The 12,401-nt window shown below is 69.0% G+C and carries 14 protein-coding genes; 2 read left to right on the forward strand and 12 right to left on the reverse strand.

The features are described 5' to 3' along the window. Positions 1-15: 15 nt before the first annotated feature. The 9 genes from M6G65_RS14020 to M6G65_RS14055 form a co-directional block, all read right to left on the reverse strand. On the reverse strand, positions 16-600 hold the full coding sequence (locus M6G65_RS14020) for an AprI/Inh family metalloprotease inhibitor (protein WP_238197856.1): 585 nt from the start codon (positions 598-600) through the stop codon (positions 16-18). Positions 601-760: 160 nt separating this feature from the next. Beyond that, positions 761-1,585 carry a succinate dehydrogenase iron-sulfur subunit gene (locus tag M6G65_RS14025; protein WP_238197854.1) on the reverse strand — a complete coding sequence of 275 codons (825 nt, stop codon included), beginning with the start codon at positions 1,583-1,585 and terminating at the stop codon, positions 761-763. 85 nt (positions 1,586-1,670) lie between these two features. Further along, positions 1,671-3,488 (reverse strand): succinate dehydrogenase flavoprotein subunit, encoded by a 1,818-nt coding sequence (gene sdhA, locus M6G65_RS14030; protein WP_250104076.1) that lies wholly within the window; start codon positions 3,486-3,488, stop codon positions 1,671-1,673. A gap of 32 nt (positions 3,489-3,520) precedes the next feature. Then, positions 3,521-3,940, reverse strand: coding sequence for a succinate dehydrogenase, hydrophobic membrane anchor protein (sdhD, locus tag M6G65_RS14035; protein WP_238197849.1), 420 nt, complete (start codon positions 3,938-3,940; stop codon positions 3,521-3,523). Positions 3,941-3,950: 10 nt separating this feature from the next. Further along, positions 3,951-4,352 (reverse strand): succinate dehydrogenase, cytochrome b556 subunit, encoded by a 402-nt coding sequence (gene sdhC, locus M6G65_RS14040; protein WP_192710865.1) that lies wholly within the window; start codon positions 4,350-4,352, stop codon positions 3,951-3,953. A gap of 129 nt (positions 4,353-4,481) precedes the next feature. Then, positions 4,482-5,783 (reverse strand): SLC13 family permease, encoded by a 1,302-nt coding sequence (locus M6G65_RS14045; protein WP_238197848.1) that lies wholly within the window; start codon positions 5,781-5,783, stop codon positions 4,482-4,484. A gap of 232 nt (positions 5,784-6,015) precedes the next feature. Further along, on the reverse strand, positions 6,016-6,309 hold the full coding sequence (locus M6G65_RS33995) for a hypothetical protein (protein ID WP_373323828.1): 294 nt from the start codon (positions 6,307-6,309) through the stop codon (positions 6,016-6,018). After that, positions 6,306-6,482 (reverse strand): hypothetical protein, encoded by a 177-nt coding sequence (locus M6G65_RS34000; protein ID WP_373323827.1) that lies wholly within the window; start codon positions 6,480-6,482, stop codon positions 6,306-6,308. The genes M6G65_RS33995 and M6G65_RS34000 overlap by 4 nt, the downstream gene beginning before the upstream one ends. Before the next feature lie 236 nt (positions 6,483-6,718). Further along, positions 6,719-8,212: an AMP nucleosidase gene (locus tag M6G65_RS14055; protein ID WP_238197843.1), complete on the reverse strand. Its 1,494-nt coding sequence runs from the start codon at positions 8,210-8,212 to the stop codon at positions 6,719-6,721. A gap of 112 nt (positions 8,213-8,324) precedes the next feature. On the opposite strand from M6G65_RS14055, the gene tsaA reads away from it, so the two are divergent. Both tsaA and M6G65_RS14065 read left to right on the forward strand, forming a co-directional pair. Further along, entirely contained in the window at positions 8,325-8,822 is a 498-nt protein-coding gene (tsaA, locus tag M6G65_RS14060) for a tRNA (N6-threonylcarbamoyladenosine(37)-N6)-methyltransferase TrmO (RefSeq protein ID WP_238197842.1), read from the forward strand. Continuing rightward, positions 8,819-9,511, forward strand: a complete 693-nt coding sequence (locus M6G65_RS14065; protein ID WP_250104077.1) for an SGNH/GDSL hydrolase family protein — start codon at positions 8,819-8,821, stop codon at positions 9,509-9,511. The genes tsaA and M6G65_RS14065 overlap by 4 nt, the downstream gene beginning before the upstream one ends. Positions 9,512-9,640: 129 nt before the next feature. On the opposite strand, the gene guaA is transcribed toward M6G65_RS14065, so the two are convergent. The 3 genes from guaA to M6G65_RS14080 form a co-directional block, all read right to left on the reverse strand. After that, positions 9,641-11,197, reverse strand: coding sequence for a glutamine-hydrolyzing GMP synthase (guaA, locus tag M6G65_RS14070; RefSeq protein ID WP_250104078.1), 1,557 nt, complete (start codon positions 11,195-11,197; stop codon positions 9,641-9,643). 124 nt (positions 11,198-11,321) lie between these two features. Further along, positions 11,322-11,741 carry a hypothetical protein gene (locus tag M6G65_RS14075; RefSeq protein WP_192710872.1) on the reverse strand — a complete coding sequence of 140 codons (420 nt, stop codon included), beginning with the start codon at positions 11,739-11,741 and terminating at the stop codon, positions 11,322-11,324. Beyond that, positions 11,738-12,121 (reverse strand): hypothetical protein, encoded by a 384-nt coding sequence (locus tag M6G65_RS14080; protein ID WP_238197836.1) that lies wholly within the window; start codon positions 12,119-12,121, stop codon positions 11,738-11,740. Before M6G65_RS14080 ends, M6G65_RS14075 begins: the two co-directional genes overlap by 4 nt. Positions 12,122-12,401 lie beyond the last annotated feature (280 nt).

The raw sequence follows: 12,401 nt of genomic DNA on the forward strand, positions 1-12,401 counted from the left end.
TCGCGCCGCCTTACCTCAGCGGTTCAGGGCCAGCGCGGCGCCCGATTTGGTCAGCGCCCCTTCGAGGCCGCCGCCGCCCTGGCGCAAACGCGCCGCGACCGCGCCGCCCGGCTGATACAGGTAGACCTCGCCGTCGCGGAAATCCCAGGCCGAGACCCGGGACAGGTCCTTGTTGGTGCAGCCCGCCGCGGACGCCTTGTAGAGGTCGAGAGCCGGCGCGCTCGACAGCGTCACCTTGCAGTTCGCGCCCGTCGCATCCCGGGCATCCCAGCTGCCGACCACGGAGGCGCGTCCGCTCGTGACCACGGGCGGCGGCGGCGCCGGCGGGGCGACCGGTTCCGCGATGACGGTCGGGGCAGACGGCGACAGTGCGGCCTGGGCGCCGGGCGGTGGCGGCGCGTCGGGGCTCGCCGACACGCCCGGCGGCGGCGCCAGCGGCGCGGCCGTCACGGTGCCCGACGGGACGGCCGGCACGGCCTCCAGGGACGCCTGGGGCGAAGGAGCCCGGGTGCGCGGCCCGTCGAGGCGGCTCGAAGCACAGGCGCCGAGGCTGGCACCGAGACAGAGAATGGCGAACGTCGACAGGCTCGGGCGCAGCATCGGTCCACTTCGGGTCAGGTTGAAGGCGCAATCGCGATTGCCCCCTGACTCCGTGCCAATTGCGCTGGCCGCAAGGCGGCATCCCCAACCGCGGTCCACTCCGCTGCGGAGAGGCCGCCTTTTCGGCCCAGTGTGGCCGTCAGGCCTCAGAGCCCCGCAATCAGAGCGTGCGCTCGACCATCATCTTCTTGATTTCCGCGATGGCCTTCGCGGGATTCAGGCTCTTCGGGCAGGTGTTGGCGCAGTTCATGATCGTGTGGCAGCGATAGAGCCGGAACGGATCGTGCAGGCCGTCGAGGCGGTGGCCGGTGTTCTCGTCGCGGGAATCGATCAGCCAGCGATAGGCCTGGAGCAGCGCGGCCGGGCCTAGGAACTTGTCGCCGTTCCACCAGTAGCTCGGGCACGAGGTGCTGCAGCAGGCGCACAGGATGCACTCGTAGAGCCCGTCGAGCCGCGAGCGGTCCTCGGGGGTCTGGCGCCACTCCTTCTCGGGCGCCGGCGTCTCGGTCTGGAGCCAGGGCTCGATGGCGGCGTGCTGCGCGTAGAAGTTCGTCAGATCCGGCACGAGGTCCTTGAGGACCGGCATGTGCGGCAGCGGGTAGATCCGGATCGCGCCGTCCTTGTCCTTGCGGGTCAGGACCGGAAGGGCGTTGTCCGGGCTCTTGCACTCGTCGATGCCCATCGTGCAGGCGAGCGCGTTCTGGCCCTCGATGTTCATCGCGCAGGAGCCGCAGATGCCCTCGCGGCAGGAGCGGCGGAAGACCAGCGTCGAATCGACCTTGTTCTTGATCCACAGCAGCGCGTCGAGGACCATCGGGCCGCAATCCTCGCGGTCGACCTGATAGGTGTCGATCCGCGGGTTGGCCCCGTCATCGGGGTTCCAGCGATAGATCTTGAAGGTCTGCAGGTTCCTGGCGCCGGGCGGGGCCGGCCAGGACTTGCCCGGCGTGATCTGGGAGTTCTTGGGAAGGTTGAACTGGGCCATGAGATTCGACGGCTTCCGCTAGAGCAGAATGCGGCGGCCGGAAGAGCGACGCTCCACCGGCGCAAGGGTTGTGCAAATTTTCAGATCAGTACACGCGCGCCTTAGGCTCGATGTACTGAATCTCGTTCGACATCGTGTAGGTGTGCACCGGACGATAATCGATGTTCACCTGATGGCGCCCCTCATCGAGCCAGGACAGGGTGTGCTTCATCCAGTCCTTGTCGTCGCGGTCGGGGAAGTCCTCGCGGGCATGGGCACCGCGCGATTCCTTGCGGTTGGCGGCCGATTCCATCGTCACGACCGCCTGGCCGATCAGGTTGTCGAACTCCAGGGTCTCCAGGAGGTCGGTGTTCCAGACCAGGGACCGGTCGGTGATCTTCACGTCGGCGGCGGCGTTCCAGACCTTGTGGATCAGGCCCTTGCCCTCCTCCAGCACCTCGCCGGTGCGGAACACGGCGCAGTTGTTCTGCATCGTCTTCTGCATCTCGGCGCGGAGCTCCGCGGTCGGCGTCGAGCCGTTGGCGTAGCGGAACCGGTCGAGGCGCTCGAGCGCCTTGTCGGTGGCGCCCTTCGGCAGCTCCATGGCCCGGCCGTTCGGCTCGGCGATCTCGGCGCAGCGCTTGCCGGCGGCGCGGCCGAAGACCACGAGGTCGATCAGCGAGTTCGAGCCCAGGCGGTTGGCGCCGTGGACGGAGACGCAGGCCGCCTCGCCGATCGCCATCAGGCCCGGAACCACCGTGTCGGGGTTGCCGTCGCGCAGCGTCAGCACCTCGCCGTGATAGTTCGTGGGGATGCCGCCCATGTTGTAGTGGACCGTCGGGATGACCGGGATCGGCTCCTTGGTCACGTCGACCCCCGCGAAGATCCGCGCGGATTCCGAGATGCCCGGCAGGCGCTCGTGGAGGATCTTCGGGTCCAGGTGGTCGAGGTGCAGGTAGATGTGGTCCTTGTCCTTGCCGACGCCGCGGCCGTCGCGAATCTCCATGGTCATGGAGCGCGAGACCACGTCGCGCGAGGCGAGATCCTTCGCGGACGGCGCGTAGCGCTCCATGAAGCGCTCACCCTCGGAGTTCGTCAGATAGCCGCCCTCACCGCGGGAGCCCTCCGTGATCAGGCAGCCCGCGCCGTAGATGCCGGTCGGATGGAACTGCACGAACTCCATGTCCTGCAGCGGCAGGCCGGCGCGCAGCACCATGGCGTTGCCGTCGCCGGTGCAGGTGTGGGCCGAGGTCGCCGAGAAGTAGGCGCGGCCGTAGCCGCCGGTCGCCAGGATGGTCATCTGGGCGCGGAAGCGGTGGATCTCGCCGGTCGCCTGATCGATGGCGATGACGCCGCGGCAGCGGCCCTCGTCGTCCATGATCAGGTCGAGGGCGAAGTACTCGATGAAGAAGTCGGTCTGGTTCTTCACCGCCTGCCCGTAGAGGGTGTGCAGCATGGCGTGACCGGTGCGGTCGGCCGCCGCGCAAGTGCGCTGGGCGGTGCCCTTGCCGTAATCCGTGGTCATGCCGCCGAACGGGCGCTGGTAGATCTTGCCCTCTTCCGTGCGGGAGAAGGGCACGCCCCAGTGCTCAAGCTCGTAGACGGCGGCGGGGGCGTTGCGCACGAGGTACTCGATCGCGTCCTGGTCGCCGAGCCAGTCCGACCCCTTCACGGTGTCGTACATGTGCCAGCGCCAGTCGTCCGGGCCCATGTTGCCGAGAGAGGCCGAGATGCCGCCCTGCGCCGCGACGGTGTGGGAGCGGGTCGGGAACACCTTGGTGATGCAGGCGGTGCGCAGGCCCGCTTCCGAGCAGCCCACCGTGGCGCGCAGGCCCGCGCCGCCCGCGCCGACGATCACCACGTCGAAGGCGTGATCGTGGATCGTGTAGGCAGGCCCGCTGCCGTTTGTGCCGTTGGCGGCCATGTTCGGCTCCTCGAAATTCGTGATGACGGGGTTCAGGCCGGCTGTCCGAAGCCGATGCGCAGCACCGCGTAGACGCAGGCCACGGCCACCAGGACCGCGTAGACATTGTTGGCGAACACGGCGACGATCTTGGTCGCCTGCGCGTGAACGTAATCCTCAATGATCACCTGCATGCCGATGCGCATGTGGAGCGTGACCGACAGGAACGCCAGGATGAGGATGATCGATACGAAAGGGTTCGCGACGACGTGGACTGCGTCCGCATAGCCGCGTCCCGCCATCCGGGCGATGATGATTACGAAGGACAGCATCAGCAGGGTATTGGTCACTGCGGTAATTCGCTGCAGCCACCAATGACCGACGCCGTGATGGGCGACGCCGAGACCCGCGACGCGCGCGCGCGGGGTACGGATCGAGACGCTCGTGTCCTGCCGGACCTGTTCCTTGGCCATGCCGACCTCCTCAGCGGACCAGAAGGGCGACCGCCCAGATGACGAGGGTCAGCACCGTCGACCCGATCAGGGTCAGGCGCGACAGGGCGAGGCGCTTCTCGCGATCGAATCCGATCCCGAAATCCCACGCGAGGTGGCGCAAGCCGCCGAGCATGTGGTGCATCAGGATCCAGGTGTAGACGAACAGGATCAGCCGCCCGATCAGCGAGCCGAAGAACCCGGCGACGTAAGAATAGGCGACCGGCCCGGAAGCCAGTGCAACGAGCCAGATCGCGACCAGCGCAGTTCCGCCGTAGAGAGCGGTGCCGGTGATGCGGTGAAACACCGACATCGCCATGGTCCAGGTCCAGCGATAGATCTGGAGATGCGGCGACATCGGCTGTGCCACTGTCGGGCGGGCGGTGGGTGCCATCGGGTTGAAGCCTCGCAGCTGCGAACTGGACCGTCTCTAATCTGGTAGCGCTAGTGGCTGAGGGAGCAAGCCGCAATGCGTCATGCTGCAACGCAATGTGGCGCGCTCGGCGACACTAAACGGATTCTGTCACTTCAGGGCTCCCAGGAACTGCCACCAGACGTAGTCGAGGGGGCCGGCCACCAGGAGCGAGACGAGCCCGAAGCTCACGGTGAGCCGCGTCGCGTCACGAAGCCGGACCCCGCCGAGTTCGCTGGCGAACACGATCGGCGGCGCCTGATAGGGGAAGAACACGGTCGAGTAGCCGATCACCTGAAGGGAGACGACCGCCAGGGGTGACAGCCCGCTGGCCTGCGTCATCTCTCCGGCCAGCGCGGTGTAGAGGGCCGGCGCGCCGTTCGCGGTCACGAGCAGCGTCAGGATCGTGCCCAGGCCGGTGAGCACGGCGAAGTTCTGCAGCGGCGCGCCCGGCTCCAGCGGCGCGATCGCGAGCAGCAGGTGGCCGAGGCGCTCACCCAGACCGGTCTCGTTGACCAGCGCTACGAGGCCGAGCAGCGCCGCGATGTAGAAGCAGGTGCGCAGGTTGACCTGCTGGAAGGCTTCTGGGGCAAGGACGCCAACCCGCGGCAGCAGGCAGATTACGGCTGCGGCCAGGCCGACCCAGGCCGGCGCGAGGCCGTGCAGGCTGTCGGTCATCCACAGGGCCAGGGTGCAGGCCAGGATCGTCGCGAGGCGCCGCTCGGCGGCCGAGATCGGCGGCAGGGCCGGCAGCGCCGGGGTGCTCTGGCCGAGCCGGTCCGGGAACAGCCGCACGATCAGTGCCACGAGCATCACGCCCTTGATCGCGGCCAGGACCGGCGCGTGGAGCAGGAAGTAGGACAGATACGAGAGATGAAGGTCGAGGAGGCGTTCCGCCGAACCGGCCATGACGAGGTTCGGCACGTTGGCCGGCAGGATCGCGGCGGAGAGGATCGGCGTCGCCACGCCGACAGCCAGGACTGCGCCGGCCCGTCCCGGACGACCGTGGGTCAGCCCGAAGGCGTCACAGAGCGCCAGGGTCACGGGGATCATCAGGGCGATCCGCCCGAGATTCGACGGCATCACGAAGGCGATCAGGAAGCTCAGGGCCACCAGCCCGGCGATGAAGCGCTCGTACGAGCCCGCCAGGCGCAAGGCGAGCGCCCGGGCCATGCGGGCGCCGAGCCCCGTCCGGGTCATGCCCTGCCCGACCACCATCCCGGACAGGACCAGCCAGAACGCCGAGGCCGAGAATCCGGAGAAGACGGTGCCGGCGCTGCCGAGACGGAGGAGCATCGCGATCCCGAAGAAGGCGAGTGCGGTGACAATCTCGGGCAACAACGCCGTCGCCCAGAGACCCATGCACAGCATGAGCAGAGCCGCCGTCGCCGGAACAACCGCCACCCCGCTCACCCGAGCCTCCACGCCGCCCCGCCAATCGAGGCGGCATCCTGGCCGGTCTTAAACGGTTCGCAATTCGGAAGATCTAGACCGAGCCTTCGTCAACGACGAAGGCAGAGCCGGCGGGACACGATCCACGCTGGCTGCCATCCGACGAATGGCCGGCCGCGGCCTGAATCGACAGGCCCGGCCGCAGACGGCCGGGCTCGATCCGGAGAGGCTCGGTCCGGGCAAGACGTCCGGCTCAGTAGCCGTAGCCGTAATAGCTGCACGAGACCGGATCGTAGGCGCCGTAGCCGAACGCGGAGTCGCAGCTGTCGTAGCCGAAGCCGCCCAGACCGTAGCCGACGCCGAGACCGAGCCCCACACCGGCGAGGCCGTAACCGAGTCCGCGGCCATAGCCCCGGCCATATCCGCGGCCGGCAAAGCCGCGACCGACGACGCCCCGGTTTCCGATCGCACCGACCCGGCCGGCATTGTTGAACCCGCCATTGCGGAAGCCGCCGGTGCGCAGGCCGCCGACGCCAGCGCCGGTCACACCGGCCGCGCCGAGGCCCGCACCGCGGAGGCCGCCGGCTCCCGCGCCCAAACCTCCGACGCGCGCTCCGCCGAAGCCGCCACCGCGGAACCCACCGCCTCCGAACCCGCCAGCATGGAAGCCGCCGCCGAAACCGCCGCCGTGAAATCCGCCCCCGCCGAAGCCGCGCGCATCCGCGCTACCTGGGATGAAGGCCGCCGCAGCTAGGAGTGCGGTTGATGCCAATGCCAAACGCTTCATTGCATAATCCAATTTGATGAGTGGCCTCTGGCCCTCCAACCTCGCTGAACTCCCGTGTATCCAAGCTTGAGTATTGCGACGGACGTGTCAGTCGGTCGCTGTGCCGAAGTCTCGAGACGTGGCGGCAAGAACTCGGCAGTTCGTTGGCCCGCGGCGCCTTACGGCGGATTCACCGGAACGGCGGCTCGTCGAAACTGCGCAGCTTGCGCGAGTGCAGCCCATGCCGGTCGGCGCGCAACACGTCGAGGGCCGCAAGCCCGACCCGCAGATGCTCCGAAACCGCGCGGTCATAGAAGGCGTTGGCGGCGCCCGGCAGCTTGATCTCGCCGTGCAGCGGCTTGTCCGACACGCAGAGCAGCGCACCGTAGGGGACGCGCAGCCGGAAGCCCTGCGCGGCAACCGTGCCGCTTTCCATGTCGACCGCGACGGCCCGCGACTGGTTAATCCGCCGCCGCTCCTGGCTGAAGCGCAGCTCCCAGTTGCGATCGTCGTAGGTCACCACCGTGCCGGTGCGCAGGCGCCGTTTCAGGGCATCGGCCTGCTCGCCCGTCACCGACGCCGCGGCGCTCTGGAGCGCGAGCTGGATCTCGGCCAGTGCCGGCACCGGGACGTCCGGCGGCACGAGTTCGTCGAGAATGCGGTCGCGGCGCAGATACGCATGGGCCAGCACGTAGTCGCCGATGGTCTGCGACTGGCGCAGGCCGCCGCAATGGCCGACCATCAGCCAGCAATCCGGACGCAGCACGGCGAGGTGATCGGTGATCGTCTTCGCGTTCGAGGGGCCGACGCCGATATTCACCAGGGTCGTCCCCTGCGCGGTCCCGTCGGCGCCGCGCGCCACGAGGTGATAGGCCGGCATCTGGTGGCGGTGCCAGGGGGATGCCGCGATCACCGCCGCAGGATCGGCGTCGGCGGCCTCGGCCCGGGTCACCGAGACGCCGCCCGGCAGGACCAACCTCTCGAAATCCTCCGCTCCGGAGGCCAGACGCTCCAGCCCATGGCGGACGAACTGGTCGACGTAGCGGTGGTAGTTGGTCAGCAGGATCCAGGGCTGGACGTCGCGCCAGTCGCAGCCGGTGTAGTGCACGAGGCGCCGGAGCGAGTAGTCGACCCGCACGGCGTCGAACAGGGCCAGGGGCAGCGGCTCGCCCGCCACCTGGTCGAAGGTGCCGTCGGCGATCTCGTCGCCGACCAGCGACAGGAGCGGGACCGGGAAGTAGGTGGCGAGATCCGCGCCGTCGACGGCCCGGCCGCCCGCGTCGAGGCCGGCTTCCAGGACGTAGGGATAGGGAATCTCCTGCGCGCCGAGGCCGACCTCGATGGCGATGCCGTAATCGGCGATCAGCGGCTCCAGCTGCCGGGTGAGATAGTCGCGGAAGAAGGCCGGATGCGTCACCGTCGTGGCGTAGGTGCCGGCAGCCTGGAGCTTGGCGGTGGCCCGCCGGACGCGCGGCAACGGCCCGTCCGGGCGATAGCTGATCCGCAATTCGGGGTAGCGGAAGGCGAGGCGTTCCGTGGCATCGGGCGGAGGCCCGCCCGCGAGATAGCGCTCCAGGGCCTTCCGCAGGGCGCCCGCCGCATCCTCGTAGAGCTCGACCAGGCGGTCGATGGCGGTTCCGGCATCCGCCACCGCCTGCATCGGCCGCAATTCCCGTTCGATCATGAAGCCTCCGTTGCTCGCGCCGCTCTACACCCGTGACCGCAGCGGGGCGAGATGCGGGCTTGCGGGCGCCGGTCCCTTGGCCGACAAGCCGGCCCGATCACAGCGAGGCGGCATGGACGCGGACGCGTTTGGAATCCGTCCCGGCGAGGAGATGGCGGCGTTGCCCGCGACCTTCGACGCGGGACTTCACTTCATCGGCCGGCTGCGCACGCCGTGGCGGGAACGCTCCGACTGCCCGAAGAACGGGCTCCAGACCGACGTCGTCTGCACCGTGGAGGTCGATCCCGCCTACGCGGCCGGCCTGCGCAACGTCACGGGCTGCACCCACCTGATCCTGCTCTACTGGATGGACCGGGCGACCCGCGGTCTGCTCGTCCAGCAGCCGCGCCATGCCGACGGCCCGCGGGGCACGTTCTCGCTGCGCTCGCCCGCGCGCCCGAACCCGATCGCCCTGTCGGTGGTGGAGCTGATCGGGCGGGAGGGTGACACGCTGCGGGTGCGCGGTCTCGACTGCCTCGACGGGACGCCGCTCCTCGACATCAAGCCGTACTACGCCTCCACCGATGCGCGGCCCGAGGCCCGGGTCGACCGCGCCGGGGCCGAGCCATGAGGCGCGTCGTTCTTCTGAGTCTCGGCGGACTCGCCCTGCTGGCAATCGGCGGCTTCGCCGGGTGGCGCCTGCACCGGCCGGGAGCCGACGCGCGGGCCTACGCCGAGATGCGCCTGATCGCCGTGCAGGTGAGCCTCGACGAGGCGCCGCCGGACTACGTGTTCTGGGCGGGCGATTCCCAGGTCGAACTGCAGCCCGGCAGCCAGCGACCCTGCGGGCTCGAATTCCTCAATGGCGGGATCAGCGGCGCGACCGCGGGGAGTTACGCGGAGTACCTCGCGCGCCTGACCTTCAAGGTCCATCCCCGGCTCGCCGCGCTGACGATCGGGACCAACGACATCCTGGTGAAGAACAATCCGCAGCTCCACAAGCCGACGGAGCAGTTCGAGGCCGCCGCGGAGACGATCATCAAGCGGCTTCAGGCCTTGAGCCCGCGCGTGGTGGTGACCGCCCTCCCCCCGGTCGGACGCGAGATCGGCAAGCTCGCCGAGGCCAGCGCGGTCGGCGACTACTCGCGGCGGCTTCAGAACCTATGCGGGCGTCTCGGCTGCATCTTCACCGATCCGTTCGCGTCCCTGCGCGACGGTGACACCGGCTACGCCAAGCCCGGCGCCCTGCGCGACGGGCTGCATCTGGCAGCGTTCCGGCCGGCGCTGAAGGCGGTCGAGCCGGCGCTCTGCGCGCCGTGACAGCGTGCGCTCCGCCTTTGCGAGCGGAGCGAAGCAATCCGGGGTCGCGCCAAGACTCGACAGGTCACGCTGCCCTGGGTCGTATCGCTCCGCACGCGATTGGAGCGCGGGCTTCGATCGAAAGCCGGCTCACTCCCACTCGATGGTGCCGGGCGGCTTCGAGGTGATGTCGTAGGTCACCCGGTTGATGCCCTTGACCTCGTTGATGATGCGGGTCGCGACCCGGCCCAGGAAGGCCATGTCGAACGGGTAGAAGTCGGCGGTCATGCCGTCCACCGAGGTGACGGCGCGCAGCGCGCAGACATGGTCGTAGGTGCGGCCGTCGCCCATCACGCCGACGGTCTTCACCGGCAGGATCACCGCGAAGGCCTGCCAGATCGTGTCATAGAGCCCGGCCTGCCGGATCTCGTCGAGGTAGATCGCGTCGGCCTTGCGCAGGGCTTCCAGCTTCTCGCCGGTGATCGTGCCGGGGCAGCGGATCGCCAGGCCCGGGCCGGGGAATGGATGGCGGCCGACGAAGCCCTCGGGCAGGCCGAGTTCCTTGCCGAGCACACGGACCTCGTCCTTGAACAGCTCGCGCAGCGGCTCGACGAGCTTCATGTTCATGCGCTCGGGCAGGCCACCGACATTGTGGTGGCTCTTGATCGTCACGGAGGGGCCGCCCGTGAACGACACGCTCTCGATCACGTCCGGGTAGAGCGTGCCCTGCGCGAGGAACTTCGCCCCGCCGGTCTTCTTCGACTCGGCCTCGAACACGTCGATGAACAGGCGGCCGATCGTCTTGCGCTTGACCTCCGGGTCGCTGACGCCCTCCAGCGCCGCGAGGAACATCCCCGACGCCTCCACGTGGACCAGCGGGATGTTGTAGTGGTCGCGGAACAGGGCCACGACCTGCTCGGCCTCGCCGAGGCGCAGGAGCCCGTGATCCACGAACACGCAGGTGAGCTGATCGCCGATCGCCTCGTGGATCAGCACCGCCGCCACGGCCGAATCGACGCCGCCCGACAGGCCGCAGATCACCTTCTCGGAGCCGACCTGCTCGCGGATCTTGGCGATCGCCTCCTCGCGGTAGGCGCCCATGGTCCAGTCGCCCGAGCAGCCGGCGACATCACGCACGAAATTGCGGATCAGCAGGGCGCCATGGGGCGTGTGCGCGACTTCCGGGTGGAATTGCACCGCGTAGTAGTTGCGGGCCTCGTCGGCTACCGCCGCGAAGGGAGCATTCTTGGAGATCGCCACGGTGGTGAAGCCGTCGGGCAGCTTGGTGACCCGGTCGCCATGGCTCATCCAGACCGGGTATTTCTCGCCCTTGTGCCAGACGCCGTTGAACAGCGGGCAATCGGCTAGGATCTCGACCTCGGCCCGGCCGAACTCCGCGTGGTGCCCGCCCTCGACGGCACCGCCGAGCTGCGCCGCCATGGTCTGCTGGCCGTAGCAGATGCCGAAGACCGGGACGCCCGAGTCGAACACGAGCTGGGGCGCCCGGGGTGAGGCCTCGACGGTGACCGATTCGGGGCCGCCGGAAAGGATCACGCCCTTCGGCTTCTGCTCGCGGAACGCGGCCTCGGCCTTCGTGAAGGGCACGATCTCGCAGTAGACGCCCTCCTCCCGCACCCGGCGTGCGATGAGTTGGGTCACCTGAGAGCCGAAATCGGCGATCAGGATCTTGTCGTGGTCGGTGTTCATCGCGGGCGATTATCCGAAGGTCGGCGCGGGTGCAACGCACAAGTCCCGATTGGCCGGCCTTCAGATGTGCAGTCGCGGACATCGACCGGGCAGGCGGCCCTGACCCGGCCCGATGCGGAGACACTCAGTCGAAGTTGCGGACCTTGGCCGAGCCGCCGAGGCTGATCGCCGGCTTCGAGGCAGCGCCGGCGAGGCTGACCTTCTTCTGGCCGGGGGGCGTCTTGGCGCGGAGTTGCGGAGCGGCCTCCGGCACGGGCCGGGACGGCTTCAGATGCGCCTGCCCGTGGATCACCGAGCCGATCTCGCCCGCCGCCCGGACGAGGTCGTCGCGCTCGCAGGAGCGGGCGACCTTGAGCCCGAGCTTGTGCATGTGGCTCTTGCCGTAGAGGTAGGCAGCGAGCTGGGCGCGCTTCAGCGGCGGGATCTGCTCCAGGATCAGCGGCAGGTCGAAATCGTCGGCCCGGTACACGGAGCCCAGAACCTCCAGGCTCACGGGGCAATCGACTTCGGGCTCGGCGCCGCTGGTCGGATGCGCTTGCGTCATGGATGCCTCTCGGGAGTCGATGGGTCGGGAGGAGGGTCGGATGCCCCGGAGCCGGGGTCGAGTTCAACCCCTATTCGGACGGTGAGGTTCGCGACGCGATCCTGGGGCGGAGCGGGCGCCGGCTCGGCGTCGGGCTTCCACGCGCCGACGCAGCCGGTACAGACGGATTCGATCACCGCACGCGCATGCGCCTGCCGCCGCGCCCAAAGCGCCTCCCGGGCTGCGCGCGCCGCCTCGGCGTCCGACAACGGCCGGATCCGGATGAACAGCGGCTCCTGCGCCTCGGTCGCCGCCGGCGCGAGGGCGAGAAGCCCCAGAAGGGCGAGCCGACGGACGATGTCGCGCGAGGCAGTCTCGGCCGGCGGTGAAGCGCGCGTCATGCATTCCTCCCCACGAAACCGAGCCGGATACGTCGCCCGACAGGGTAAACCGCGGCTTAACGTGCCCCGGCGGACCGACCGGCGTGTGGAGGCTCGCCAGTGATCGATGCGGCCCACCGTCGGGAACTTCGAGCCGCGGCGTCGGTAGAATCGCAGGCGGACCGACAGAGGGACTGTCCCATGCCTCAGATGTTCGACTGGATCTTCTTCGCCATCATGCTTCCCTTCCCGGCCTTCCTGGTGTGGGACTGGATGCAGCACCGATAGCGCGAGGCACGCC

Origin of the sequence: Methylobacterium tardum (assembly GCF_023546765.1) — a bacterium.
Taxonomy (GTDB): domain Bacteria; phylum Pseudomonadota; class Alphaproteobacteria; order Rhizobiales; family Beijerinckiaceae; genus Methylobacterium; species Methylobacterium tardum.

Bases quoted from the DNA above. Each gene is read 5' to 3' on its own strand.
- tsaA (WP_238197842.1), top strand. From the start codon at position 8,325: ATGGACGCGGACGCGTTTGGAATCCGTCCCGGCGAGGAGATGGCGGCG.
- M6G65_RS14055 (WP_238197843.1), bottom strand. From the start codon at position 8,212: ATGATCGAACGGGAATTGCGGCCGATGCAGGCGGTGGCGGATGCCGGA.
- M6G65_RS14025 (WP_238197854.1), bottom strand. From the start codon at position 1,585: ATGGCCCAGTTCAACCTTCCCAAGAACTCCCAGATCACGCCGGGCAAG.
- sdhC (WP_192710865.1), bottom strand. From the start codon at position 4,352: ATGGCACCCACCGCCCGCCCGACAGTGGCACAGCCGATGTCGCCGCAT.
- M6G65_RS14065 (WP_250104077.1), top strand. From the start codon at position 8,819: ATGAGGCGCGTCGTTCTTCTGAGTCTCGGCGGACTCGCCCTGCTGGCA.
- sdhD (WP_238197849.1), bottom strand. From the start codon at position 3,940: ATGGCCAAGGAACAGGTCCGGCAGGACACGAGCGTCTCGATCCGTACC.
- M6G65_RS14075 (WP_192710872.1), bottom strand. From the start codon at position 11,741: ATGACGCAAGCGCATCCGACCAGCGGCGCCGAGCCCGAAGTCGATTGC.
- guaA (WP_250104078.1), bottom strand. From the start codon at position 11,197: ATGAACACCGACCACGACAAGATCCTGATCGCCGATTTCGGCTCTCAG.
- M6G65_RS14020 (WP_238197856.1), bottom strand. From the start codon at position 600: ATGCTGCGCCCGAGCCTGTCGACGTTCGCCATTCTCTGTCTCGGTGCC.
- sdhA (WP_250104076.1), bottom strand. From the start codon at position 3,488: ATGGCCGCCAACGGCACAAACGGCAGCGGGCCTGCCTACACGATCCAC.
- M6G65_RS14080 (WP_238197836.1), bottom strand. From the start codon at position 12,121: ATGACGCGCGCTTCACCGCCGGCCGAGACTGCCTCGCGCGACATCGTC.
- M6G65_RS34000 (WP_373323827.1), bottom strand. From the start codon at position 6,482: ATGCGCGCGGCTTCGGCGGGGGCGGATTTCACGGCGGCGGTTTCGGCG.